The sequence below is a fragment of the Streptomyces sp. NPDC034043 genome (assembly GCF_055575675.1).
On the sequence record NZ_JBVISF010000009.1, the window covers coordinates 24,175 to 48,750 of the forward strand.

A 24,576-nucleotide genomic window follows, 5' to 3' on the forward strand; every position below is an offset into this window, starting at 1 on the left:
GCACCGACGGAGGATTCGAGCAACCGTGGATGCGCAAAGCCGTGGGCGGGCGGACGAGATCGACCCCGCAGACCAGTGGGTCCTCAATCCCCGCACTGGCAACTACGAACTGCGACTGGGCCATTCCGCTGCGCAGCAGCACACCGTCGCCGCTCCCCGCAGATCCCGCCGGACCACCGCCGCACCCTCCGCACCGGCCGTCCCCTCCCCCGCCGTACCCAAGCCCCGCCGCGGCGAGGGCCCGCCCGGCGGACGGCGCGGCGGACGCCCCCGCCGGGGCGGGGGCCCGCCACGGCGCCGCAAGGTCCTGGTGGCGACGGGCGGGACGCTGGCGCTGCTGCTGATCGCCGGCGGGCTGGGCTCGTACCTCTACTACGAGCACCTGAACGGCAACCTGAACGTCATCGACACCGGCGGCGCGGGCGGCAGTTTCAAGAAGGACCAGCCGATCAACATCCTGGTCATCGGCACCGACAAGCGCAGCGGCAAGGGCAACGAGGGCTACGGGGACGCGGAGAGCGTCGGCCACGCCGACACCACGATCCTCTTCCACGTGTCCAAGGACCGCACCAACGCGACGGCGCTGTCCATCCCGCGCGACCTGATCACCGACATCCCGGCCTGCCCGACGAAGCAGCCGAACGGTTCGGTGAAGGAGATCGCCGGCAGCAAGGGCACCCGCTTCAACAACAGCCTGGGCCAGGAAGGGCGCGACCCGGGCTGCACGATGCGCACGGTCAAGCAGCTGACGGGCATCGAGGTCGACAACTTCATGATGGTCGACTTCAACGCCGTGAAGAACCTCAGCACGGCCGTGGGCGGGGTGCCGGTCTGCGTGGAGAAGGACGTCACCGACCGCGATTCCAAACTGGACCTGAAGGCGGGCCAGCACCGCCTCCAGGGCGAGCAGGCACTGGCCTTCGTGCGGACGCGGCACGCCTTCGGCAACGAGAGCGACCTGGACCGGATCAAGACCCAGCAGCAGTTCCTGGGCTCGATGATGCGGGAGATGAAGTCCAAGGAGACGCTGACCAGTCCGAAGAAGTTCTTCTCGCTGGCGGAGGCGGCCACCAAGTCGCTGACGGTGGACCAGGGACTGGGGTCCATCGGCAAGCTCACCGCTCTCGCCGGCGAGCTGAAGGACATGGACCTCAAGAACATCACCTTCACCACGCTTCCGGTCCTCGACAACCCGAACGAGCCGCCGAACCGCAAGGCGACCGTCGTCCTCAACTCGGCGCAGGCCGAACCGCTGCTCCAGATGATCCGCGGGGACGTCTCGCTCACCGAGGTCGAGAAGAAGGAGACGGCGGCGAAGGAAGCGGCCGACGCCGACGCCAAGAACCGCCAGGACGCGCTGCTCCAGGGCAACCGCGCGGCCGCCGGGGACGTCCGCGTGGACGTGTACAACGGCGGCGGCCCGCCGGGATCGGCCTCCACTACCCTGACCTGGCTGCAGAACAGCAAGGGTGTCCACAAGGCCAGCAACCACGGCAACGCCTCCACCCGGCTGGGCGCCACCCAGCTCGAGTTCGCCCCCAACCAGGCCGATCAGGCCCGGGCGCTGGCGGACATGATGGGGCTGTCCGGTGCCGCCCTGAAGGTGGGTTCCGTGGACGCGGGTCCGCGGACGCCGATGAAGCTGACGCTGGGCTCCGACTTCAAGGAACCCGGGGCGCCGCTCGGCGCGCCGGCGACCCCGCAGCAGGCACCCGAGGGTGTCCAGCGGGTCGAGGCGGACAAGGCGGTCTGCGCGAAGTGAGCGGCCCGCGCCCCGGGGGCGGGCGGCTGTTACGGCAGGACCAGCACCAGCACCAGGCATCTCATTGACCGGCCGGCGTATGACGGGCGGTAGCCGGCAGGACCGGCACCTTACCGACCAGCAGTGATCTTGAGGGGGGTACGCGTGAAGCACAGCAGCGTGCGGGGGGAGGGGGCGCCCGACCAGGCCGCGGACGGCATATCCGACGGCGACGGGAGAGCGGCCGCTTCGGTTCCGCCGCCCCGGAAGGGCTCGGGTACGGCCCGGCCTCCGGAGGGTGGGCTTCCGGTCCGGCGGCGGCGCCGCCGGGTGCTGTTCTGGGTGGCGTCCGTCATGGCGTTCCTGATCCTGGGAACCTCGGCGGCCGGGTACCTCTACTACCGTCATCTCGACGGCAACATCCGCAGCGGGCAGCGCCTGAGCGGAGAGAGCGGCGTGGAGAAGACCCACGCCAACGCCAAGGGCCAGCGCCCGCTGAACATCCTGCTGATCGGCTCGGACAGCCGCAACAAGCCGGAGAACGTCGAACTCGGCGGCAGCCGCGACACCGTGGGGAACCCCCCGCTCGCGGACGTGCAGATGCTGCTGCACGTATCGGCCGACCGGGAGAACGCCTCGGTGGTGAGCATCCCGCGCGACACCCGGGTCGAGATACCCGAGTGCACGGACCCGAAGAGCGGCGAGAAGTTCAAGAAGACCAGGGCGATGATCAACGAGTCGCTCGGCCGCGGCGGCCCCGGCTGCACGCTGGCCACGTGGGAGAAGCTGACCAACGTCTACATCGATCACTGGATGATGATCGACTTCTCCGGTGTGGTGCAGATGGCCGACGCGGTCGGCGGCGTCCCGGTCTGCGTCAAGGACAACGTCTGGGACCGGCCGATAGCCACCTCCGGCGGCGGCTCCGGCCTCAAGCTCCAGAAGGGCACGACCCGGATCAAGGGCGAGCAGGCCCTCCAGTGGCTGCGCACCCGGCACGCGTTCAGCAGCGACCTGGGCCGGGCGCAGGCCCAGCACATGTACATGAACTCGATGATGCGCGAGCTCAAGGGCCAGAACGCCTTCACCGACGTCGGCCGGATCACGGCGCTGGCCGAGGCGGGCACCAAGGCCCTGGAGGTCTCCGAGGAGATCGGCTCGGTCAAGAAGCTCTACAACCTGGCCATGCAGCTCAAGGACGTGCCGACCAACCGCATCACGATGACGACGATGCCGACCTTCCCGGACCCGGCGGACCGGGACCGGCTCATCGTGAACGCGGCGGACGCCGACAAGCTGTGGACAATGCTCCGCAAGGACGTGGCCTTCGACAAGAACGGCGCTCCGACCGCCCCGCAGAGCCCCTCCGCCGCGGCCCAGCCCTCCGCGTCCGCGCCCGCACCGGGCGCCTCGCAGCCCGCGCAGCCGGGCCAGGAGCCGTCCACGGCTCCGGCGACCACCCCCGACAGGATCCAGGTCAACGTCGTCAACGGCACCGCCGTCGAGAAGATGCCGCTGGCGCCCCGGCGGGCGAACGTGGTGGCGGAGGCCCTGGTCTCCAAGGGCTTCACCGGGGCCCGGGCGGACAGCGCGCTGACCCCGGAGAAGACCACCGTCGTGCGCTACCCGACCCCCGACCTGGCCGACGAGGCGCAGACCGTGGCGGCGGCCATGGGCGTCCCGGGCACCGCCGTGCAGCAGTCGGCCGACGTGGCCCGGATCACCCTCGTGGTGGGCGCCGACTGGCGCGACGGCACCGTCTACCCGCAGCAGGCGCCGCCCGAGGCCGGTTCCGTGCCGGACACGGCCGACGCCCTCAACGGTTCCGACACCGGGGCCTGCATGGAGGTCTACAAGCCGTACCGCTGGTGAGCGGGTCCGGCTGAACGCGAAGGGGTGACCCGGTCCGTACGGACCGGGTCACCCCTTCGCGCCGTGTCCGGCCCCGTCAGCGGACAGGGGCCGGACGGAGTCACACAGATGGCGCTCCTCGTTGGGCACCGGCATGATCACCGGGACTGCGGGCTGCCGGCCGGGCATGTCGTCCTTCACGGTCGGGTACCCATGTCCCGTTACCGCGTACGGGGGAAACGGGTGCGCGGCGGACGAGCGGTACGGACAGCGGCTGATCGTATGGGCCTACTGTTCTGACGAATCTGCCCGATGTGCCGGCCGGTCCGCCCGTGGGTGAGCGAACCGCCGGCTCCGTCCCCGTGCTGTCCCCGCGGAGGTGTCCACCGTGCCCCAGCCGCACCGTCCCACCCCAACCGCCAGGCCCTCGCAGCCACAGCGTGCGCGGAGCGGCGGCCGTCGGGGCCGGCACCGGGACGGCCGGCCCCGGTGGGGAGTGCGGATCGCGGCCGGGGTGTCACTGCTGGTCCTGGGATCGGGGGCGGTGGGGCACGCCGTGATGACGGGCCTGGACACCGGGATCGAACGGGTCGACCCCTTCAAGGACATGAAGAACCGCCCGCAGGCCGGACACGGGCTGAACTTCCTGCTCGTCGGCACCGACGGCCGGGACAAGCTCGACCCGCGGGAGAAGCACGAGTACCGGCTCGGCGGCGCGCCCTGCCACTGCACGGACACGATCATGCTGGTGCACCTGTCCGCGGACCGGGAGCGGGCCAGCGTGGTGAGCCTGCCCCGCGACAGCTACGCCGAGCTGCCCGCGCACCGCGACCCGGTGACCGGCAGACCGCACCGGCCGCACCCCGTCAAACTCAACGCGGCCTACGCGGAGGGCGGGCCGAACCTGACCGTGCGCACCGTGGAGAACATGACCCGGGTCAAGATCGACCACTATCTGGAGGTCGACTTCACCAGCTTCATGAAGACCGTCGACGCGATGGGCGGAGTGGAGATCTGCACCGCCAAGGCCCTGCGCGACCAGAACACCGGCCTGGACCTGCGGCCCGGCAGTCACCGGCTCACCGGCGGCCAGGCCCTGCGGTACGTACGCTCCCGCCATGTCGACGGAGCCTCCGACCTGGGCCGCATGCAGCGCCAGCAGCGCTTCGTCGCCGCCCTGATCAAACAGGCCACCGGGGGCGGGGTGCTGCTGAACCCGGTGAAGTTCAAGGAGGTCAGCTCCACCCTGCTGGGCTCGGTCCGGGCCGACCGGGGCTTCGGCTCGGAGCAGATGCTGGCGCTGGGGCAGGCCATGCGGGACTTCACGCCCGCCTCGTCCGAGTTCGCCTCCGTACCGGTCGGGAACCCCTCGTACCGGGTCAAGGGCATCGGCTCGACGGTCAAGTGGGACGGGCCGAAGGCCGCCCGGCTCTTCGAGGCGCTGCGCCAGGACCGGCCGCTCGCCCCGCCCCCGCCCGGTCCCGGCGGCGGACGGCAGCGGCCCGCCGCCGTGCCGGTGGACGTGCCCCCGCAGCAGATCAGGGTCCAGGTGGAGAACGGCACGCGGATCGACGGGCTCGGCGGCCGGGTGGACGAAGCCCTGCGCGCCACCGGCTTCGACACCACCCGCGCCCCCGGCAACGCCGCCAGCCGTGACGTCCGGCGCACGGTGATCGCGTACGACCCGCGCTGGGACCGCTCGGCCCGCACCGTGGCGGCGGCACTGCCGGGCAGCGAGCTGCGCGCCGTCGCCGGGCAGGGCCGCACGGTGCTGGTGACGGCCGGCTCGGAGTACCGCAAGGTGGTGCCGGTGCGCGGCGAGGACCCCTACCAGGGCGGGGAGGCGCAGGCCGTCACCGGCGACCAGGTGGTGTGCGGACCCTGAGGCCCCGCCGCGGTCAGCGGACGCGTTCCAGCAGGGAGACGCTCAGGCCGCGCACCGTCTTGCTCTCGGCCACCCGGTAGTGGCGCTCCAGCGCCTCGGCCTGGTCCTCGGGGAGCTTGTGGTACGGGTTCTTCGTGCCGCTCCAGGTCACCACCCACACCCGCTGGGTGGGGCCGAGGCAGCGCACGGGCTGGGCGCACTCCTGCGGGAACAGGTCGTCGCTCGCCAGCGCCGAGCGCTCCGCGAAGACGTCCCTCAGCTGGACGCGCTGCGGCAGGAAGTACTCCACCTGGAAGTCGATCATGAATACGCGGTCGGCGCCGCGCACCGGCACGAATCCGTCCCCCGGCCGGTAACCCTTGGCGATGATCCGCGCCGCCGCCTCGCCGTCCAGGCCGACCCTGGCCCACTCGGTCCGCATCTGGCGCTGGTCGGGAAGGCCGAGCAGGATCAGCGCGGCCAGGGCGAGCGACCCGGCCCGCGACGGCCGCAGCGCGGCCAGCCCGGCAGCCGCGAGCACCACCCAGGCGGGCAGGGTGAAGAGCAGGTAGCGGTCCATGAAGTACGAGGTGCTGCCCTGCGAGACCACCCAGGCCGCCCCGATCGGGGCCGCCCCGGTCAGGAGGAGCTCCACCGCGGGCCGCCGGCCACGGCTCCAGGCGAGCGGGAGCAGCGCCAGCGCGGCGATGGCGAGGCCGATCATCGGGGAGCCGAAGAGGTTGTTCCAGAGGTCGGCGACGCTCCGCAGGTGCGGGGTCTTGATCCAGCTGATCTGGCGGCCCACCTGGCGCTGCCCCAGCAGCACCAGCGGGACCACCGGGACCAGGGCGACGGCCGCCGTCACCGCGAACGCGACGAGGGTGCGCCCCCGCCGGTCCTGCCACCAGCGCAGCAGCACGATCAGGGCGTGCGGCAGCAGGAAGAGCAGCGACACCACGTGGAACAGCCCGGCCGCCGACACCGCGACGGCGTACGGCGCCCAGCGCCGCGCGACCGGCCGCTCCAGCGCCCGCAGCAGCAGCCAGGTCGCGGCGCTGACCGCCAGCACGACGAAGGCGTACGACCGCGCCTCCTGGCCGTACCGGGCGACGGCCGGCACGAACGCGAAGAGCAGACCGGCGAACACGGCCGTCCGGCGGTCGAAGAGCGTACGGGCCGTCAGCACGGCGAAGGCGGCGGCACCGGCCATGGCCAGAGCCGACGGCAGCCTGAGCATCTCGGCCGAATCCCCGAAGACGGATATCCAGCCGTGCAGCAGCAGGTAGTAGAGGCCCGAGACGGCGTCCACGTGGCCCAGCATGTCGATCAGCTCGCCGGTGCCGCGCGTGGCGGCGTTCCAGCTGGCCAGCTCGTCCCGCCAGGGCTGCGCGCTCCCGTTCCCGAAGGCACCGACGGCAAGGGTCAGCAGGGCGGCCCACAGCCAGTCGTAGCGGGCCGTACGGGCGGCGCGCGGGGCCTCCCGGCCGCTCGTGCCCCCGTCCGGCACGGGACGGCCGGAGCCTGCCGCGGCCTCGGTCGCCGTACTGCTGCTGGTCATGCTCGTACCTTCCGGATCCATCGGATCGGCTGAGGGGGGTGACGTCGGCGAAGGGGCTTTGCGGGCCTCGCTCGACGTCACAGGGTACGTGGCGGCCCGGGGCCCCACCCAATCCCCTGACGGCCGTTCAGCGCAGGCGCCCCACGGGCGTCAGTCGTCGAGCCCCTCGGCCGCCCGGCGTTCGCGCAGCTCGGTGATCGCCTGGCGGCGGGCGAGCCGGTGGGTGCGGCGGATCTGGGCCTCCTGGTAGCGGCGTTCGTCCTGCTCGGTCTCCGGGATCACGGGCGGGACCTGGCGGGGCTTGCCGTCGGAGTCCACCGCCGTGAAGACGAGGTAGGCGCTGCCGACCTGGGTGGCGGGGGTGGACTCGTTCCACCGCTCCGCGAGGACCCGTACGCCGATCTCCATCGAGGAGCGGCCCGTCCAGTTGACCTGCGCCCGGACGTGCACCAGGTCGCCGACGCGGACGGGGGCCAGGAAGGCCATCTCGTCCATGGACGCGGTGACGGCGGGCCCGCCGGAGTGGCGTCCGGCCACGGCGCCCGCCGCGTCGTCGACCAGCTTCATGATCACGCCGCCGTGCACGGTGCCCAGGAGGTTGGTGTCGTTGGCGGTCATGATGTGGCTGAGGGTGGTCCGGGACGCCGAGATCGGCTTGCCCTCGGGTGCCTCCGGTATCTGTGTCATACAGCCACCTTAAGTGCGTCCCGGAGGCATCAGCTGTGCAACAGCCCCGGTACGAAGACCGGGCCGGGGTGTCGTGCGGCACTCCCGGCCAGGCATCCTTGTCCGCATGAGTGACTGGGACGGGTGGAACGGCGAGCGCGATGCGCGAGGCCGCCGCGATGACGGGTACGGGCGCGGCAGCGGACAGCCGCAGCCGGAGGGGGCGCAGCGGATGCGCCACGTCCAGCGGCAGCCCCAGCAGCGGCAGCCGCAGCGGCCGGCCCAGCCGCCGCAGCGCCCGGCGCGCCCGCCGGTCCCGCCGCAGGCCCCGCCGCCGGGCGGACGTCCGGGGCGCGGGGTGCCGCCGCAGACGCAGGGCCCCGACGCCGCGTACGACAGCGGGTACAACACGGGGCAGGTCTACGGCCGCCCCGCGGGCCCCGGCGGTCCGGGACAGCGCCCGCCGGGCGGGCCGGGCCGTCCGCAGGGACCCGCCCCGGACTGGCGCAAGCGGATCAAGATCGGTTCGATCGCGGTGGTGTCCGTCCTGCTCGTGACCGGGATCGGCACCTACTTCTGGGCGGACTCCCAGGTCCGCCGCGAGGTCGACCTGTCGAAGGTCATCGAGCGCCCCAAGGAGGGCGACTGCACCACGTACCTGATCGTGGGCTCCGACAGCCGCGAGGGGATGTCCGACGAGGAGAAGAAGAAGCTCCACACGGGCTCCGCCGACGGCAAGCGGACCGACTCGATGATGATCCTGGCGAAGTGCTCCAGCGGGAACACGATGATCTCCCTGCCCCGCGACTCGGACGTGGAGATCCCCTCCTTCGTCGGCTCCCAGTCGGGCAAGAAGTTCCCCTCGCAGGGGCGCCGGGTCAAGCTGAACGCCGCGTACGCGGAGGACGGGCCCGAGCTGCTGGTGCGGACGGTGGAATTCAACACCGGCCTGCGCATCGACCACTACGCCGAGATCGGCTTCGCCGGTTTCGCGAACATCGTGGACGCGCTCGGCGGGGTCGAGCTGGACATCGAACAGGCCTTCAAGGACGACAAGTCGGGCGCCGACTTCAAGGCGGGCCGCCAGACCCTCAACGGCGAGCAGTCCCTGGCCTTCGTACGCACCCGGTACGCCTTCGCCGAGTCGGACCTCCAGCGGACGAAGAACCAGCAGAAGTTCCTCTCCGCGCTCGCGAGCCAGGCAGCCACCCCGGGCACGGTCCTCAACCCCTTCTCCCTCTACCCCGTGCTGGGCGCCGGCCTGGACACGCTGATCGTGGACAAGGACATGGGGCTGTGGGACATGGGCCAGATGTTCTTCGCCATGAAGGGCATCAGCGGCGGTGACGGCGTGTCGATGAACATGCCGATCTCCGGCCAGCGGGGCGGCAACCTCGTCTGGGACAAGGCGAAGGTGCAGCAGCTGGTCAAGGAGATCCAGAACGACCAGAAGGTGACCGTCAGGGGCCAGTGACCCGGCCGTGAGGTGCGGCCCCCGGGGGCCTGCGGACGAACGGAGAAGAAAAGGAGGGGCGCCCCGTCGGGGCGCCCCTCCTCCTCGTGTGCCGTTACTTGCCGGCGCGGGCGCGGAGCTTCCACGGCATGGCGATGGACTCCAGCTGGACGGCCAGGTTCATCTTGGACTCGCCGACGGTGCGGTCCTCGAAGTGGATCGGGACCTCCATCACGCGGAAGCCGCGGCGCAGGGCCTTGTACTTCATCTCCACCTGGAAGCTGTAGCCGGCGCTGCCGATCGACGCCAGGTCGATCGCCTTCAGCGCGGGGGCGCTCCACAGGTTGAAACCGCCGGTGATGTCGCGGACGCGGGTGCCGAGGATGGTGCTCGCGTACGCGTTGGCCCAGCGGGAGAGCAGCTTGCGGTGCGCGCCCCAGGCGTCGGAGAGGGTGCCGCCCGGCACGTAGCGGGAGCCGACGACGAGACCGGCGCCGGTGGAGCGGGCGACGCCCAGCATCTCGGCGATCTTGCCGGCCGGGTGGGAGCCGTCCGCGTCCATCTGGAGCACGTACTCGGCGCCGTCCTCGACGGCCTTGGCCATGCCGGCCGCGTAGGCACGGCCGAGGCCGTCCTTGGCGGTGCGGTGCAGGACCGACATGCGGGGCTTGCCGTCCTCGGTGACGAAGCCCTCGGCGAGCTCGTCGGCGATCTTGCCGGTGCCGTCGGGCGAGGAGTCGTCGACGACCAGCAGCCGCAGGCCCGGCTGCTCGAGACCCATGAGCAGCTCCACCATGCCCGGCAGGTTGCCCGCCTCGTTGTAGGTGGGCATGACCACGGTGAGCGGCGTGTCCGCCCAGGCGTCGGGGAGCTTCGTGGTTGCGACGTCCGTCGCGCGGGGAGTCTGCTGCTCGCCTATCACAGGTTGTGCCTCACTGAAGTTGGTCACCGGTCGGAGGAGAAACGGACGGCGGCGTCGGGCAGTTCAGCCTCGCACCACACCCGCACCCCTGCGCGAAGTTCGTTGTCAGCCCCCACGACGGCACCGTCGCCGATGACCGCGCCCGTCACGACCGTGCGCGTACCCACCGAAGCGCCCGCGCCGATGAGGCTGGCGCTCACCACCGTGTCCGCGCCGAGGATCGCGCCGTCCAGCACGATGGAGCCCTGGACGACAGCACCCGATTCGATCCGGGCGCCGGCACCCACAACGGTACCGCCCGACAGCTTCGCGCCTTCCGCCACCTCGGCACCGGGGAGCACGAGGGCCTCGCCGCGCGGCCCGGGGACGGCCGGGGAGGCCACGATGCCGCGCACGAGGTCGGCGGAGGCCTGGACGAAGGACTCGGGCTTGCCGAGGTCCAGCCAGTAGGTGTCCTCTGTGACGCCGTGGAGCTTGGCACCGGAGGCGAGCAGACCGGGGAAGGTCTCGCGCTCGACGGATACCGGCCGGCCGGCCGGGATGGAGTCGATCACGCTGCGGCGGAAGACGTAGCAGCCGGCGTTGATCTGGTCGGTGATGATCTCCTCGGGCGTCTCCGGCTTCTCGGTGAAGGCCAGCACCCGCCCGTCGGCGTCGGTGGGGACCAGGCCGAAGGCGCGCGGGTCCTCGACGCGTACGAGGTGCAGGGAGACGTCGGCGTCGGCCGCCCGGTGGGACTCGACCAGGCCGGCGATGTCGAGACCGGTGAGGATGTCGCCGTTGAACACGAGGACCGGGGAGTCCGGACCGCCCGTCAGGCGCTCGGCGGCGTTGCGGATGGCGCCGCCCGTACCCAGCGGCTCGTCCTCGACGACGTACTCGAGGGTGATGCCGAAGTCGGAACCGTCCCCGAAGTACGGCTCGAAGACCTCGGCGAGGTAGCAGGTGGCCATCACGATGTGCGTGACACCGGCGGCTGCGGCCCTGGCTATCTGGTGGGCGAGGAACGGGACGCCCGCTGCCGGAACCATCGGCTTGGGGGTGTTCACCGTCACGGGGCGCAGTCGCGTCCCCTGCCCGCCGACCAGCAGGATCGCTTCCGTCATTTTGTTCTCTCCCCAACCGGTTCGGGCGTACGAAGCTTCAAAGTTAGCCCATCCCGGGCGGTGCGAAGCCCGGAGGCGGGCCGTGCGGGCCGCCTCCGGCAACGTTCCGGTTACGGCGGGTTCCTCACTCTGCGCATGCGCGGTGTCCCGCCGTCCCCTCTGTACGAGCGGCGACCGGAGCCGGGCCCGGCAGAGCCGCTGCTCACCACCGGAACCCCGCCCGGGACATCCGCGGGCCCGGCGCCCGCCCGGCCGGCGTCCCCGGCGCGTGGCGCGGAAGGCGCCGCCGGGGGCGCGCGCACCGGCGGGGGCGGCCCGCTGGATCGGAATCGTTACAAAGGAGGGGACATGAGGAAAGGCCCCCGGCGCACGCGGGGGCCTTTCACATGCCTGCGGGCCGGGCGCCGTTACGGCAGGTTCCTGGCCATCACGATGCGCTGGACCTGGTTCGTGCCTTCGTAGATCTGCGTGATCTTCGCGTCGCGCATCATGCGCTCGACCGGGTAGTCGCGGGTGTAGCCGTAGCCGCCGAGGAGCTGGACGGCGTCCGTGGTGACCTCCATCGCGACGTCGGAGGCGAAGCACTTGGCCGCGGCGCCGAAGAAGGTCAGGTCGCCGTCGACGCGCTCCGACTTGGCGGCGGCCGCGTAGGTCAGCTGGCGGGCGGCCTCGATCTTCATGGCCATGTCCGCGAGCATGAACTGGACGCCCTGGAAGTCGCCGATCGGCTTGCCGAACTGCTTGCGCTCCTGGACGTAGCCCTTGGCGTAGTCCAGGGCGCCCTGGGCGATGCCGAGGGCCTGGGCGGCGATGGTGATGCGGGTGTGGTCGAGGGTCTTCATCGCGGTGGCGAAGCCGGTGCCCTCGGCGCCGATCATGCGGTCGGCCGGGATGCGGACGTTGTCGAGGTAGACCTCGCGCGTCGGGGAGCCCTTGATGCCGAGCTTCTTCTCCGGGGCGCCGAAGGAGACGCCCTCGTCGGACTTCTCGACCACGAAGGCCGAGATGCCCTTGGAGCGCTTCTCCGGGTCGGTGACGGCCATGACCGTGTAGTAGTCGGAGACACCGGCGTTGGTGATCCAGCGCTTGACGCCGTTGAGGACCCAGAAGTCGCCGTCGCGCACCGCACGGGTCTTCATGCCGGCCGCGTCGGAGCCCGCGTCGGGCTCGGAGAGGCAGTACGAGAACATCGCGTCGCCCTTGGCGAGCGGGCCGAGGTACTTGGCCTTGAGCTCCTCGGAACCGGAGAGGATCACCGGGAGCGAGCCGAGCTTGTTCACGGCCGGGATGAGGGAGGAGGAGGCGCAGACGCGGGCCACTTCCTCGATCACGATGACGGTGGCCAGGGCGTCGGCGCCGGCGCCGCCGTAGGTCTCGGGCACGTGGACGGCGTGCAGGTCGTTGGCGACCAGGGCGTCGAGGGCCTCCTGCGGGAATCGGGCCTCCTCGTCGACCGCGGCCGCGAACGGGAGGATCTTCGCCTCGCAGAGCGCGCGGACCGACTCGCGGAGCATGTCGTGCTCCTCGGCCGGGCGGTACAGGTCGAAGTCGGCAGAACCCGCCAAGATCTCTCACTCCCCAGGGTGACGCGCCGTGGGACGCCGGCAGCGGTGTGTCGCTGTCGTGCCCTTGGCGCGGGATGCTAACTACCGTTAAGTAACCCAAATTCTAGTTCCCGGCGCCCACGCAGCGATATGCGGCACGTACGTGAGCTGCGTGACAGCCGGGTTCGGGGGGAACGTCCCCCCGGACCCGCCCGACTATGCTCGGTGGCCCGAACGGCCCCGCACCTCTGGAGCATTCATGGCCCCCCTCAAGATCACCGTGATCGGCACCGGCTACCTCGGCGCCACCCACGCCGCGGCCATGGCGGAGCTCGGCTTCGAGGTGCTGGGGCTGGACGTGGTCACGGAGAAGATCGAGATGCTGGCGGCCGGCCGCGTCCCCATGTACGAGCCGGGGCTGGAGGAGCTGCTCGCGCGGCACGTGGCGGGGCTGCCGGGGTCCACCGGGCGGCTGCGGTTCACGCAGTCGTGGGAGGAGGCCGGGGAGTTCGGCGACGTCCACTTCGTCTGCGTGAACACCCCGCAGAAGCACGGTGAGTACGCCTGCGACATGTCGTACGTGGACTCCGCGCTGGAGTCGCTGGCTCCGCACCTGACCCGCTCCGCGCTGGTGGTCGGCAAGTCGACGGTGCCGGTGGGCTCCGCGGACCGGCTCGCCGCGAAGCTGCTGGCGCTGGCCCCGGCGGGTGCGGACGTGGAGCTGGCGTGGAACCCGGAGTTCCTGCGCGAGGGCTTCGCCGTGCAGGACACCCTGCACCCGGACCGGATCGTCATCGGCGTCCAGGGCGAGCGCGGCGAGAAGCTGCTGCGCGAGGTGTACGAGACCCCGATGTCCGAGGGCACCCCGCTGGTGGTCACCGACTTCCCGACCGCGGAGCTGGTGAAGACCGCCGCCAACTCGTTCCTGGCGACCAAGATCTCCTTCATCAACGCCATGGCGGAGGTCTGCGAGGCCTCCGGCGGTGACGTGGTGAAGCTGGCGGAGGCCATCGGCTACGACGAGCGGATCGGCCCGAAGTTCCTGCGCGCCGGGATCGGCTTCGGCGGCGGCTGCCTGCCCAAGGACATCCGCGCCTTCATGGCCCGCGCCGGCGAGCTGGGCGCCGACCAGGCGCTGACCTTCCTCCGGGAGGTCGACTCCATCAACATGCGCCGCCGCGGCCACATGGTCGAGCTGGCGCGGGAGGCGGTCGGCGGCTCCTTCCTCGGCAAGCGGGTCGCCGTCCTCGGCGCCACCTTCAAGCCCGACTCCGACGACGTCCGCGACTCCCCCGCGCTCAACGTCGCCGGGCAGATCCACCTCCAGGGCGGCCAGGTCACCGTCTACGACCCCAAGGGCATGGGCAACGCCCGCCGGATCTTCCCCACCCTGGGCTACGCGGACTCCGCGCTCGAGGCGGCCCGCGGCGCCGAGGTCGTCCTGCACCTCACCGAGTGGCGGGAGTTCCGCGAGCTGGACCCCGCCGAGCTCGGCACGGTGGTCACCGACCGCCTCGTCCTCGACGGGCGCAACGCGCTCGACCCCGTGCGCTGGCGCGCGGCCGGCTGGACGTACCGGGCGATGGGACGCCCGCAGGCCTGAGGCAGGGAGGCCTTACGGGGGGCTGGGTAGACTTCGGGCCGATGTCCACGACCAGCAGTCCCCCGGCCGGCCTCACCGCATCCGCGACGGCGACGCCCGCCGCGCCCCACCGGCGGGGATCCTTCGAAGCGGCCCTGCGCGGACGCGCCGCCCTGCTCGGCATCGCCGGTTTCTGGCTGGCCAGCCGGGCGGCGATGCTCTGGATGCTCGTCAACGACTTCTTCAGCTCGAACGTCGTACGGGTGGAGGTCACCGCGACCTACCACAACTGGTACGACGTCCTCGTCACGTGGACGCTGCCGCAGAACGACATCATGTGGCAGTACCCGCCGGCGGCCGCGGCGATCTTCCTCTCCCCCGACCTGCTGCCGTTCCTCACCTACTTCCAGGCCTTCGTCGCCCTGACGGTGCTGTGCGACGGCGTGGTCCTGCTCGGCCTCGTCCGGGCGGCGCGCAGGAGCGACGGCAGCATGGCCGGGGCCCTGGTGTGGCTGGTGACCCTGCCGATGATGATGGCGACCCCGTTCGCCCGCTACGACATCCAGGTCACCCTGCTCGCGGTCTTCGCGCTGCTCGCCCTGGGCCGCCGCCCCGTGCTCGGCGGGGTCATCGCCGGCATCGGCGCGATGGTCAAGGTGTGGCCGCTGCTGACCCTGCTCGGCACCCCGCGCGGCAGGTCGACGCGGGAGGCGCTCGTCGCGGCGGCGCTGTCCTGCGCGGCGCTGCTCGCCGTCTTCGCGGCGCTGTTCCGCGACACGCTCGGCTTCCTCGGCAACCAGGGCGACCGCGGGGTGCAGATCGAGTCCCTCGGCGGATCGGTGCTGATGGCGGCCCGCCTGCTGGGCCTGTGGCCCGGGGAGATCGACTTCCAGTACGGCGCCTTCGAGTACGTCGGCCCGTACGTGCCGGGCATCGCGCGGGCCTCGCTCGCCCTGACGGTGGCCGGGTTCCTGCTGCTCCTGCTGTGGCGGGTGCGGGCCAACCACTGGTCGAGCGCGACGCCCTTCGACGCCGCGCTCTTCGCGATCTTGGTCTTCACCGTCACCAGCCGTGTCATCAGCCCGCAGTACATGATCTGGCTGCTCGGTCTGGCCGCCGTCTGCCTGACCTCCCGGCACACCACCCAGCGTCCGGTCGCCTGGCTGCTCGTCGCCGCCAACCCGCTGACCACGCTGGTCTTCCCGGTCCTGTACGGCTCGGACATCCTCGCCACCACCACGCTCGGCACGGTCCTGCTGTGCGTGCGCAACGGCCTGCTGCTCTGCGCCACGGTGTGGTCCGGTGTCCGGCTGTGGAAGGCGACCGTCCTGCCGGAGCAGGCCCTGGCGGCCCGCTCCGTCTAGGGAGTCGTCCTGCGGTGCTGTGCGGCGCGGGCCGTGAACTCGGCGTCGCGCAGGACGCGCTGGGCGTTGCCCCAGGTGAGCAGGGCGATGTCGGATTCGGGCCAGCCCCGCTCCAGGAGTTCCGCGATCAGGTGCGGGTAGCCCGAGGGGTCGGTGAGGCCCGTGGGGCGGGGGCCGCCCCGTTCGGCGCCGAAGGACGCGCCGAGTCCGACGCCCTCGGGGCCCGCGATCGCCCGTACGTGCTCCAGGTGGTCGGCCACGGCGTGCAGGGAGTCCCCGGTCCGGGCGGTGTCGAAGGTGACCATCGCCAGGCCGTTCGCCGCCCGCAGGGCGAGCAGTACCTCGTCGGTGACGTTCCCCGGGTGCGGGTTGAGGGCGGCCGCCCCCGTGTTCGAGATGATGACCGGCGCCTTGGAGGCCGCGGCGAGCTGGCAGGCGGCGGCCGGCGGGCAGCCCGTCAGGTCGAGCAGCATCGCCAGCCGGTTCACCTCCTTGACCACCTCGTGGCCGAAGGCCGTCAGGCCCTCCTCGGCCCAGGGGGCGCCCGCGGGCGCGAGGATGCGCACGCCCAACGCGTGGAAGGCCCGCAGCGCACCGAGGGAGTCGGTGAGGGTGCTGCCGGGGACGGGGCCCAGGAACGAGGCGATCCGGCCCCGGTTGCGGGCGTCGGCCATGTCGTCGGCGCTGAGCGCGAGGCACAGGCTGTCGGCGTAGCGGCGCATCACGGACCGTGCCACGTCGATCTGTTCGAGGGTGTCGGAGACGACCTGGTCGGCGGCGGCGTCCTCGCGCGGCGGGCCCGGGGGCACGAGCAGCGTCCAGAACTGGGCGCCGACCCCTCCGGCGCGCAGCCGGGGGATGTCGGTGTCGACTCCGGTGTCCGGGGTGTCGATGTCGTGGTACGGGCTCTGGCGCAGGGTCCAGACGAGGGTGTTGCACCCGTCGGCGACGGGGTGGTCCGCGAGCAGCGCGGCCGCCCGGTCCAGGGCACTGCCGGCGGGGGCGGGGACGTCTTCGGCTCCGACGCCCACGGAGTGGGGTTCATCCTGCAGGTCGGCCATGGCGTTGGCTCCGGTCTCGGCGGCAGCAGGGAGAGAAGATGGTGCCACCGTGACACGTGGGGCGCCGGGGCCGCCCGGCGGGTGTGGCGTTCGGGTGGTGACCCGGTCGGGAGGCGGGCTCCGACGGGGTTCCGGCCGGGGGCCGGGTCAGGCCGGATCCGGGGACCGGGACCGGGGACCGGGACCGGGGACCGGGACCGGGGACCGGGGCCGGGTCCGGGGTTCCGCCCCGGACCCGGCCCCGGCCGTCAGGACGTCGGGGCGTCAGAGGCAGGCGTTGGACGGGCCCCGGGTCGCCGAGAGCTCCCGGGCGGCCGATTCCGCGTCGCGCAGGACCCGTACCGCGTTGGACCAGGTCAGCTTCGCCAGGTCGGTCCGGGACCAGCCGCGCCCGAGCAGTTCGGCGATCAGGTTCGGGTAGCCCGACACGTCGTCCAGCCCGGCCGGGGTGAAGGCGGTGCCGTCGTAGTCCCCGCCGATGCCGATGTGGTCGACGCCCGCCACCTCGCGCATGTGGTCGAGGTGGTCGGCGACGGTGGCGGCGGTGGCCACCGGGCGCGGGCGCCCCGCTTCGAACGCGCGGTGCAGGGCCATCGCCTCGGGGGTGGTGTCGAGGTGGTGGAAGCCGTGCGCGCGCAGGTTCTCGTCCGCGGCCCGCGTCCACGCGACGGCCTCGGGGAGGATGAACTTCGGCACGAAGGTGGCCATCGCCACGCCTCCGTTGGCGGGCAGCCGCTCCAGCACGTCGTCGGGGACGTTGCGCGGGTGGTCGCAGATCGCGCGCGCCGAGGAGTGCGAGAAGATCACCGGCGCCAGGGAGGTGTCGAGGGCGTCGCGCATCGTCGTGGCGGCGACGTGCGAGAGGTCCACGAGCATGCCGATGCGGTTCATCTCGCGCACGACCTCGCGGCCGAAGTCGGTGAGGCCGCCGTGGCGGGGTTCGTCGGTCGCCGAGTCCGCCCAGTCGATGGTGTCGTTGTGGGTGAGCGTCATGTACCGCACGCCCAGCCGGTGCAGGGCGCGCAGGGTGGCGAGCGAGTTGTTGATGGAGTGGCCGCCCTCGGCGCCCATCAGCGAGGCGATCCGGCCGTCGGCGCGGGCCGCCTCCATGTCGTCGGCCGTCAGCGCGCGCACCAGCGAGCCGGGGTAACGGGCGATCAGCTGGTCGACGGCGTCGATCTGCTCCAGGGTGGCGCTGACCGCCTCGTCGCCGCTGTAGTCGGAGCGGACGTAGACGGACCAGAACTGCGCGCCGACGCCGCCGGCGCGCAGCCGGGGGAGGTCGGTGTGCAGGTGGCCGGACTGGTCGCCGGCGATGTCCCGCTGGTCGAGGTCGTAGCGGACCTGCTGGCGCAGTGCCCAGGGCAGGTCGTTGTGCCCGTCGACGACCGGGTACTCGGCGAGCAGGTCCCGGGCCCGCGCGAGCAGGTCCGCCGCGCTCACTTGCCGAACCCGAAGGAGTCGGCGCCCGCGACCTTGGTGCGCAGCCGCTTGCCCTTCTCGGTGGCCTGGTCGTTCAGCTCCTGCTGGAAGTCCCGCATGCGGCCCAGCAGCTCCGGGTCGTGCGCGGCCAGCATCCGTACGGCCAGCAGGCCCGCGTTGCGCGCGCCGGCGACGGAGACGGTGGCGACGGGAACCCCGGCGGGCATCTGGACGATCGACAGGAGGGAGTCCATGCCGTCGAGGTACTTCAGCGGGACCGGCACGCCGATGACGGGCAGCGGGGTGACGGAGGCGAGCATCCCGGGCAGGTGGGCGGCTCCGCCGGCGCCCGCGATGATCGCCTTCAGGCCGCGGTCGGCGGCCTGCTCGCCGTACGCGACCATCTCGCGCGGCATGCGGTGGGCGGAGACGACGTCGACCTCGTAGGGGATCTCGAACTCGGCCAGCGCCTGGGCGGCGGCCTCCATGACGGGCCAGTCGGAGTCCGAGCCCATGACGATGCCTACGACGGGGGAGGTGCTCATTCGGTGATCGTTCCTCTGAGGTAGCCGGCTGCGTGACGTGCGCGCTCCAGCACATCGTCCAGGTCGTCGCCGTAGGTGTTGACGTGGCCGACCTTGCGGCCGTGTTTCACGTCCTTGCCGTACATGTGGATCTTCACCTGCGGGTCGTGTGCCATGCAGTGCAGGTATGCCGCGTACATGTCGGGGTAGTCACCGCCGAGCACGTTCGCCATGACCGTCCAGCGGGCGCGGGGGCGCGGGTCGCCCAGGGGGAGGTCCAGGACCGCGCGGACGTGGTTGGCGAACTGGGAGGTGACCGCGCCGTCCTGGGTCCAGTGGCCGCTGTTGTGCGGGCGCATGGCCAGTTCGTTGACGAGGATGCGGCCGTCGGTGGTCTCGAACAGCTCCACGGCCAGGTGGCCGGTCACGTCGAGTTCCCGCGCGATGCGCAGGGCCAGGGCCTGGGCCTCGCCGGCGAGGGCCTCCGAGAGGTTCGGCGCGGGGGCGATCACCGTGTCGCAGACCCCGTCCACCTGGATGGACTCGACGACGGGGTAGGCCACCGCCTGGCCGTGCGGGGAGCGGACGATGTTGGCCGCGAGCTCGCGGACGTAGTCCACCTTCTCCTCGGCGAGGACCGGGACGCCCGCCTTGAAGGGGGCCTCCGCGTCCTCGGGGGTGCGGACGAACCACACTCCCTTGCCGTCGTACCCGCCGCGCACCGTCTTGAGGATGACGGGGAACCCGCCGACCTCCCGCGCGAAGGCCGCCGCGTCCGCCGGATCGCTCACGATCCGGTGGCGGGGGCTGGGGGCGCCGATCTCGTCGAGCCTGGCGCGCATCACCCCCTTGTCCTGGGCGTGCACCAACGCGTCGGGCCCCGGCCGGACGGGGATGCCGTCCGACTCCAGGGCCCGGAGGTGCTCGGTGGGTACGTGCTCGTGATCGAAGGTGACCACGTCGCAGCCGCGCGCGAAGGCGCGCAGTGTCTCCAGATCGCGATAGTCGCCGATGACGACATCGCTCACGACCTGGGCCGCCGAGTCCTGTGGGGTGTCACTGAGGATCTTGAACTTGATGCCGAGGGGGATACCCGCCTCGTGGGTCATGCGGGCGAGCTGACCGCCGCCGACCATGCCGACTACCGGAAACGTCACGCCTCCAGGGTATCCGGCGGTATTCCGCCATTCGGACGTGACCCTGGCGCGGACCCGCCACCGGGCCGCGGAGCCCCGTGTGCCGTGCGTCGCACGGGGTGCCGGGGCGCGGACTCCCGCTGCGGGGGACACTTAGCATGGTGGGGTTGACGAGATCGGGTGACGCGCGGCCGCGGGCGGCGATGACGACAGGACTGGACATCCATGAGCAGCACGCCGAAGGCCGTACCGCTGTCCGAGCGCTTGCGCGGTCTGGCCCGGGAGGTCGTCAAGTTCGGAGCGGTCGGCGGAGCGGGCGTCCTGGTCAACTTCGGGGTCTTCAACCTGCTGCGCAGCACGACCGACCTGCAGACGGTGCGCGCGAACGTCATAGCCATCGTGGTCGCCATCATCACGAACTACATCGGCTTCCGTTACTTCACCTACCGTGACCGGGACCTGGGCAGCCGGCGCCGCGAGATGACCCTCTTCGTCCTGTTCAGCATGATCGGCATGGTCATCGAGAGCGGTGTGCTCTACGTGGCCACGTACGGCTTCGGTTTCGACGGCTCACTGGCGAACAACGTCTTCAAGTTCCTCGGCATGGGTGTGGCCACCGTCTTCCGCTTCTGGTCCTACCGGACCTGGGTCTTCAAGGCCCTGCCCACGCCGGCCGCGCACTCCCTGGTCGTCGAGCAGCGCGACGGGCACGAGGCGCCGCTCGCCCCCCGCACCCCCGAGCCCGCGGGCAACCAGGGCTGACGGCTACCTGACCGTCCGCTCCGGCTCGGCGCGTTCCGGGGCGGTGCGGCTGAGGAAGAGCGCGAACACCGGCGGCCGGCCCTGGAGGAGCTCCAGGCGGCCGCCGTCCGCTTCGGCGAGGTCCCGGGCGACGGCCAGGCCGATGCCGGTGGAGTTGCGGCCGCTGATGGCCCGCTCGAAGATCCGGTTGCCGAGGTCGGGCGGGACTCCGGGGCCCTCGTCCGTGACCTCGATGACGGCCTGGTTGCCGGTCACGCGGGTGCGCAGGGCGACCGTGCCGCCGCCGTGCATCAGCGCGTTCTCCACGAGGGTCGCCAGCACCTGGGAGACCGCCCCCGGGGTGCCGACGGCCCGCATGCCGGTCTTGCCGGAGCGGACGACGGCCCGTCCGGCGCTGCGGTAGGCCGGCCGCCACTCCTCCAGCTGCTGCTTGACGACCTCGTCCAGGTCGAAGGGGACCGCCGAGCCGGTCCGGGGATCCCGGGAGTTCGTCAGGAGCCGCTGGACCACGTCCGTGAGCCGCTCCACCTGGGTGAGGGCGATGGTCGCCTCCTCCCGTACGGTCTCCAGGTCGTCGGTGACCGTGATCTCCTCCAGCCGCATCGACAGGGCGGTGAGGGGGGTGCGCAGCTGGTGCGAGGCGTCGGCGGCCAGGCGCCGCTCGGCGGTCAGCATGCGGGCGATCCGCTCCGCGCTGGAGTCCAGTACGTCGGCGACCCGGTCCAGCTCGGGGACCCCGTAGCGCTTGTGCCGGGGCCGCGGGTCGCCTGAACCCAGCCGTTCGGCGGTCTCGGCGAGGTCGGTGAGCGGGGAGGCCAGCCGGTTGGCCTGGCGTACGGCGAGCAGTACGGCCGCCACGACGGCCAGCAGCGCCACCGCGCCGACCACGGCCAGGGTGCGGCCGACCTCCCTGGTGACCGTGTCGCGGGTCTCCTCGACCACCACGAGCACGCCCTGCTCCCCGCGCGCGGTGCCCCGGATGACGCTGTCGTCGATCCGCTGGCCGACCTCGATGGCGGGCCGGCCGGGGATGGTGATGCGGGCGTACGTGCCGAGGTCGAGCTGCTCGGCGAGCGCGCCGGCGTCGACCGGCTTGCGCTCCAGGACGTCCGCCTCGACGATGCCGAGCAGCCGCAGCGCCTCGGAGCCGATGCGGTCCTGGGCGCTGCTGGTGATGGTCCGGGTCTCCACGATGACGAGGGAGACCCCGAACACGGCGATCACGACGAGCACCACGGCGAGCGTGGAGTTGATGAGGCGGCGGCGCATGCCCTAGAGCATGCCCGATGCCCCGGGGGCGGGGGGTCAGCTCCTCTCGAAGCGGAAGCCGACGCCCCGGACGGTGGCGATGTAGCGGGGGTTGGCGGCGTCGTCGCCCAGCTTCTTGCGGAGCCAGGAGATGTGCATGTCGAGGGTCTTGGTGGAGGACCACCAGGTGGTGTCCCAGACCTCGCGCATCAGCTGGTCGCGGGTGACGACGCGGCCGGCGTCGCGGACCAGGACGCGCAGCAGGTCGAACTCCTTGGCGGTGAGCTGGAGCTCTTCCTCCCCTATCCACGCGCGGTGCGATTCGACGTCGATGCGCACGCCGTGGGTGGCGGGGGCCTGGCTGGCCTCGGTGGCGCCGCGCCGCAGCAGGGCCCGGACGCGGGCCAGCAGCTCGGCGAGGCGGAAGGGCTTGGTGACGTAGTCGTCGGCGCCCGCGTCGAGGCCGACGACCGTGTCGACCTCGTCGGCCCGGGCGGTGAGCACCAGGATCGGGAAGCCGTGGCCTTCGGCGCGCAGTCGCCGGGCCACTTCCAGGCCGTCCATCCCGGGCAGGCCCAGGTCCAGGACGACGAGGTCGACGCCGCCCTGCAGTCCGGCGTCCAGGGCGGTGGGGCCGTCCTCCCGGACCTCGACCTCGTACCCCTCCCGGCGCAGGGCGCGGGCGAGGGGTTCCGAGATGGATGCGTCGTCCTCGGCGAGCAGTACACGCGTCATGTGGGTGATGGTAGTCCGCGGCGGCCGGCAGCAGGCCCCTACCTGCACACCCCTCTCGAACAGCGGCTATTGACTACTACCTGCCTTCGAACATGATGGAACGGTTCCCTGAAAGCCTGTGATCCATCTCTCAAGTCCTTCCATATGCGGCGGTGTCCTGTCGTATGGTGGCGAGACGCCTGATGCACTACCCAGGGGATCTTTGTGCCGAAATCCGTGCCGAAGACCTCAAATTCTGCTCTGGTCGGTTGATCCGGCCCAGATGACAGTGAATGACCTATGGGCCGGGCCCGGCGCGCGAGGAGGCGCGCAGGGCGTGGATCCCGGTTACGGCTGCCCCTTCGCCCCCGCCACCACGGGGGACGAGACCCCTGGGCGTGGGGTGGGACGTCCGCCGCCGGTGCCGGCCGCCCCCCACCGGGCGCTGAACAGCTCACGAAGCCGAGCGTCCCGAGCAAGCAAGGATCGACCATGGCTTCCAGCCTGACGAAGGACTCGCCGAGCGCAGCTCACGAGAAAACCGTCCTCGGCCACCCCGTTGGCCTGGCCACGCTGTTCATGACCGAGATGTGGGAGCGCTTCTCCTACTACGGCATGCGTGCGCTTCTCGTCCTGTACTTGGTCTCCGGCGGTGTCGACGCCGCGACCGACAGCCAGGGTGGCGGCCTCGGCTTCACCGCGGCGACGGCCACGGCGATCTACTCCGTGTACGTGGCGATGGTCTACCTCATGGCCATGCCCGGCGGCTGGTTCGGCGACCGCGTCTGGGGCGCCCGCAAGACGGTCGCCATCGCCGGTGGCGTGATCATGGCCGGCCACTTGTCGCTCGCGCTGCCCGGTCAGATCGCGTTCTTCGTCGGTCTGCTGCTGGTCGCGGTCGGCTCCGGTCTGCTGAAGGCCAACATCTCCACGATGGTCGGCCACCTCTACAAGAGCGTGGACGACCCGCGCCGTGACAGCGGCTTCACGATCTTCTACATCGGCATCAACGTCGGTGCCCTGCTCGCCCCGGTCGGCATCGGCATGGTCGGCGAGCTCGTGAACTGGCACCTCGGCTTCGCGCTCGCCGCCGTGGGCATGGGCATCGGCCTCGTGATCTACCTGCTCGCCGGCCGCACCCTGAGCCCGCAGAGCAGCCTGGTCCCGAACCCGCTGTCCGCGGCCGAGCGCAAGGCCGTGATCGTCAAGGCCCTCGCCGTCCTGGCCGTCGTCGCCGTCTTCTACGGCGCCGTGGTCGCGGCGGACATGTTCACCATCAAGTGGGCGCTGTACCCGATCACGATCGCCGGTCTGATCATTCCGGTCGCCGTCCTCGTCCGCATCAAGCGTGACAAGGACCTGTCCGCCGTCGAGCAGACCCGGATGAGCGCCTACATCTGGTTCTTCGTGGCCGCCGCCGTCTTCTGGATGATCTACGACCAGGGCGGTTCGACCCTCTCGCTCTTCGGTGACAAGAACTCCGAGCGCAGCCTTTTCGGCTGGGAAGTCCCGACCACCATCTTCCAGTCGCTGAACCCGCTCTTCGTGGTGGCCCTGGCCCCGGTCTTCGCCGCCGCGTGGGTGGCCCTGGCCCGCCGCAACCGCGAGCCCAGCACCATCGTGAAGTTCTCGGCGGCCCTGATCATCGTCGGCGCCTCGTTCTTCGTCTTCGCCCTGCCGCTGAGCCAGACCGCCGGCAACGACACCAAGGTCACCATGTGGTGGCTGGTGCTCATCTTCCTGATGCACACGCTCGCCGAGCTGTGCCTGTCCCCGGTCGGCCTGTCGGTCACCACGAAGATGGCTCCGCAGAAGTACGGCTCCCAGATGATGGGCGTCTGGTTCCTCGCCGTCACCGCCGGTGACTGCATCACCGGTCTGCTCGGTCTGGCCGAGGTGCAGCTGAACGGCGTGGGGATCATCCTCTTCCAGGCCGCCGCCGCCGTGCTCGCCGGTGTCGCGATCTACATGTACCGCCAGAAGGTCAACGCGCTGATGGGCGACATGAACTGACGCGCCCCGCGCCCCGCGCGAGCGGTGAACGGCCCGGCACACCGG

At 71.6% G+C, this 24,576-nt stretch carries 19 protein-coding genes; 8 read left to right on the forward strand and 11 right to left on the reverse strand.

Going from position 1 to position 24,576, the window contains the following annotated elements; all coding sequences use genetic code 11:
• Positions 1-25: 25 nt before the first annotated feature.
• The 3 genes from ACZ51S_RS21750 (at position 26) to ACZ51S_RS21760 (ending at position 5,477) form a co-directional block, all read left to right on the forward strand.
• On the forward strand, positions 26-1,762 hold the full coding sequence (locus ACZ51S_RS21750; RefSeq protein ID WP_468479669.1) for an LCP family protein: 1,737 nt from the start codon (positions 26-28) through the stop codon (positions 1,760-1,762).
• Positions 1,763-2,095: 333 nt separating this feature from the next.
• Entirely contained in the window at positions 2,096-3,613 is a 1,518-nt protein-coding gene (locus ACZ51S_RS21755; protein WP_468961735.1) for an LCP family protein, read from the forward strand.
• 367 nt (positions 3,614-3,980) lie between these two features.
• The gene (locus ACZ51S_RS21760; RefSeq protein ID WP_468479667.1) at positions 3,981-5,477 is read left to right on the forward strand and encodes an LCP family protein; all 1,497 of its coding nucleotides are present in this window, start codon (positions 3,981-3,983) and stop codon (positions 5,475-5,477) included.
• Positions 5,478-5,490: 13 nt separating this feature from the next.
• Here ACZ51S_RS21760 and ACZ51S_RS21765 read toward each other — a convergent pair whose 3' ends face one another.
• Together ACZ51S_RS21765 and ACZ51S_RS21770 are read right to left on the reverse strand one after the other, a co-directional pair.
• Positions 5,491-7,014 (reverse strand): glycosyltransferase family 39 protein, encoded by a 1,524-nt coding sequence (locus ACZ51S_RS21765; RefSeq protein WP_468479666.1) that lies wholly within the window; start codon positions 7,012-7,014, stop codon positions 5,491-5,493.
• Positions 7,015-7,164: 150 nt separating this feature from the next.
• Complete coding sequence (locus ACZ51S_RS21770) at positions 7,165-7,701, reverse strand: acyl-CoA thioesterase (RefSeq protein WP_388939146.1); 537 nt, start codon at positions 7,699-7,701, stop codon at positions 7,165-7,167.
• 106 nt (positions 7,702-7,807) lie between these two features.
• Between ACZ51S_RS21770 and ACZ51S_RS21775 the strand changes: the two genes are divergently transcribed.
• A complete protein-coding gene (locus ACZ51S_RS21775) occupies positions 7,808-9,154 on the forward strand; it encodes an LCP family protein (protein ID WP_388939147.1) in 1,347 nt (448 codons plus the stop codon).
• 94 nt (positions 9,155-9,248) lie between these two features.
• Here the strand turns inward: ACZ51S_RS21775 and ACZ51S_RS21780 are convergent, their stop codons facing one another.
• From ACZ51S_RS21780 to ACZ51S_RS21790, 3 genes are all read right to left on the reverse strand, one after another.
• Positions 9,249-9,965 (reverse strand): polyprenol monophosphomannose synthase, encoded by a 717-nt coding sequence (locus tag ACZ51S_RS21780; protein WP_467889125.1) that lies wholly within the window; start codon positions 9,963-9,965, stop codon positions 9,249-9,251.
• Between the two features lie 113 nt (positions 9,966-10,078).
• A complete protein-coding gene (gene manB, locus ACZ51S_RS21785) occupies positions 10,079-11,161 on the reverse strand; it encodes a mannose-1-phosphate guanylyltransferase (protein ID WP_388939148.1) in 1,083 nt (360 codons plus the stop codon).
• A gap of 407 nt (positions 11,162-11,568) precedes the next feature.
• A complete protein-coding gene (locus ACZ51S_RS21790) occupies positions 11,569-12,726 on the reverse strand; it encodes an acyl-CoA dehydrogenase family protein (protein ID WP_385764354.1) in 1,158 nt (385 codons plus the stop codon).
• 238 nt (positions 12,727-12,964) lie between these two features.
• Here ACZ51S_RS21790 and ACZ51S_RS21795 point away from each other — a divergent pair, with 238 nt between their 5' ends.
• A complete protein-coding gene (locus ACZ51S_RS21795) occupies positions 12,965-14,308 on the forward strand; it encodes a UDP-glucose dehydrogenase family protein (protein ID WP_468479664.1) in 1,344 nt (447 codons plus the stop codon).
• Between the two features lie 41 nt (positions 14,309-14,349).
• Positions 14,350-15,651 carry a glycosyltransferase 87 family protein gene (locus ACZ51S_RS21800; RefSeq protein ID WP_468804113.1) on the forward strand — a complete coding sequence of 434 codons (1,302 nt, stop codon included), beginning with the start codon at positions 14,350-14,352 and terminating at the stop codon, positions 15,649-15,651.
• On the opposite strand, the gene ACZ51S_RS21805 is transcribed toward ACZ51S_RS21800, so the two are convergent.
• The 4 genes from ACZ51S_RS21805 to ACZ51S_RS21820 form a co-directional block, all read right to left on the reverse strand.
• Positions 15,648-16,712, reverse strand: a complete 1,065-nt coding sequence (locus ACZ51S_RS21805) for a membrane dipeptidase (RefSeq protein WP_468479662.1) — start codon at positions 16,710-16,712, stop codon at positions 15,648-15,650. The genes ACZ51S_RS21800 and ACZ51S_RS21805 overlap by 4 nt on opposite strands.
• Before the next feature lie 264 nt (positions 16,713-16,976).
• Positions 16,977-18,155: a dipeptidase gene (locus tag ACZ51S_RS21810; protein WP_468479661.1), complete on the reverse strand. Its 1,179-nt coding sequence runs from the start codon at positions 18,153-18,155 to the stop codon at positions 16,977-16,979.
• Positions 18,152-18,679 (reverse strand): 5-(carboxyamino)imidazole ribonucleotide mutase, encoded by a 528-nt coding sequence (purE, locus tag ACZ51S_RS21815; RefSeq protein ID WP_388939153.1) that lies wholly within the window; start codon positions 18,677-18,679, stop codon positions 18,152-18,154. The genes ACZ51S_RS21810 and purE overlap by 4 nt, the downstream gene beginning before the upstream one ends.
• Positions 18,676-19,815, reverse strand: coding sequence for a 5-(carboxyamino)imidazole ribonucleotide synthase (locus ACZ51S_RS21820; protein WP_468479660.1), 1,140 nt, complete (start codon positions 19,813-19,815; stop codon positions 18,676-18,678). Before ACZ51S_RS21820 ends, purE begins: the two co-directional genes overlap by 4 nt.
• A gap of 204 nt (positions 19,816-20,019) precedes the next feature.
• Between ACZ51S_RS21820 and ACZ51S_RS21825 the strand changes: the two genes are divergently transcribed.
• A complete protein-coding gene (locus tag ACZ51S_RS21825; protein ID WP_468479659.1) occupies positions 20,020-20,556 on the forward strand; it encodes a GtrA family protein in 537 nt (178 codons plus the stop codon).
• A 3-nt stretch (positions 20,557-20,559) separates the two neighbouring features.
• Here the strand turns inward: ACZ51S_RS21825 and ACZ51S_RS21830 are convergent, their stop codons facing one another.
• Both ACZ51S_RS21830 and ACZ51S_RS21835 read right to left on the reverse strand, forming a co-directional pair.
• Positions 20,560-21,825, reverse strand: coding sequence for an ATP-binding protein (locus ACZ51S_RS21830; RefSeq protein ID WP_468479658.1), 1,266 nt, complete (start codon positions 21,823-21,825; stop codon positions 20,560-20,562).
• Between the two features lie 36 nt (positions 21,826-21,861).
• Positions 21,862-22,539 carry a response regulator transcription factor gene (locus ACZ51S_RS21835; protein ID WP_388939157.1) on the reverse strand — a complete coding sequence of 226 codons (678 nt, stop codon included), beginning with the start codon at positions 22,537-22,539 and terminating at the stop codon, positions 21,862-21,864.
• A gap of 471 nt (positions 22,540-23,010) precedes the next feature.
• Between ACZ51S_RS21835 and ACZ51S_RS21840 the strand changes: the two genes are divergently transcribed.
• Entirely contained in the window at positions 23,011-24,531 is a 1,521-nt protein-coding gene (locus ACZ51S_RS21840; protein WP_468804114.1) for a peptide MFS transporter, read from the forward strand.
• The last annotated feature ends 45 nt before the right edge of the window (positions 24,532-24,576 follow it).

Excerpts from the sequence above, each read along its gene's own strand:
- ACZ51S_RS21825 (WP_468479659.1), top strand. The coding sequence starts at position 20,020 with ATGAGCAGCACGCCGAAGGCCGTACCGCTGTCCGAGCGCTTGCGCGGT.
- ACZ51S_RS21830 (WP_468479658.1), bottom strand. The coding sequence starts at position 21,825 with ATGCGCCGCCGCCTCATCAACTCCACGCTCGCCGTGGTGCTCGTCGTG.
- ACZ51S_RS21795 (WP_468479664.1), top strand. The coding sequence starts at position 12,965 with ATGGCCCCCCTCAAGATCACCGTGATCGGCACCGGCTACCTCGGCGCC.
- manB (WP_388939148.1), bottom strand. The coding sequence starts at position 11,161 with ATGACGGAAGCGATCCTGCTGGTCGGCGGGCAGGGGACGCGACTGCGC.
- ACZ51S_RS21840 (WP_468804114.1), top strand. The coding sequence starts at position 23,011 with ATGGCTTCCAGCCTGACGAAGGACTCGCCGAGCGCAGCTCACGAGAAA.
- ACZ51S_RS21765 (WP_468479666.1), bottom strand. The coding sequence starts at position 7,014 with ATGACCAGCAGCAGTACGGCGACCGAGGCCGCGGCAGGCTCCGGCCGT.
- ACZ51S_RS21780 (WP_467889125.1), bottom strand. The coding sequence starts at position 9,965 with ATGCCCACCTACAACGAGGCGGGCAACCTGCCGGGCATGGTGGAGCTG.
- ACZ51S_RS21800 (WP_468804113.1), top strand. The coding sequence starts at position 14,350 with ATGTCCACGACCAGCAGTCCCCCGGCCGGCCTCACCGCATCCGCGACG.
- purE (WP_388939153.1), bottom strand. The coding sequence starts at position 18,679 with ATGAGCACCTCCCCCGTCGTAGGCATCGTCATGGGCTCGGACTCCGAC.
- ACZ51S_RS21775 (WP_388939147.1), top strand. The coding sequence starts at position 7,808 with ATGAGTGACTGGGACGGGTGGAACGGCGAGCGCGATGCGCGAGGCCGC.
- ACZ51S_RS21770 (WP_388939146.1), bottom strand. The coding sequence starts at position 7,701 with ATGACACAGATACCGGAGGCACCCGAGGGCAAGCCGATCTCGGCGTCC.
- ACZ51S_RS21835 (WP_388939157.1), bottom strand. The coding sequence starts at position 22,539 with ATGACGCGTGTACTGCTCGCCGAGGACGACGCATCCATCTCGGAACCC.
- ACZ51S_RS21805 (WP_468479662.1), bottom strand. The coding sequence starts at position 16,712 with ATGGCCGACCTGCAGGATGAACCCCACTCCGTGGGCGTCGGAGCCGAA.
- ACZ51S_RS21755 (WP_468961735.1), top strand. The coding sequence starts at position 2,096 with ATGGCGTTCCTGATCCTGGGAACCTCGGCGGCCGGGTACCTCTACTAC.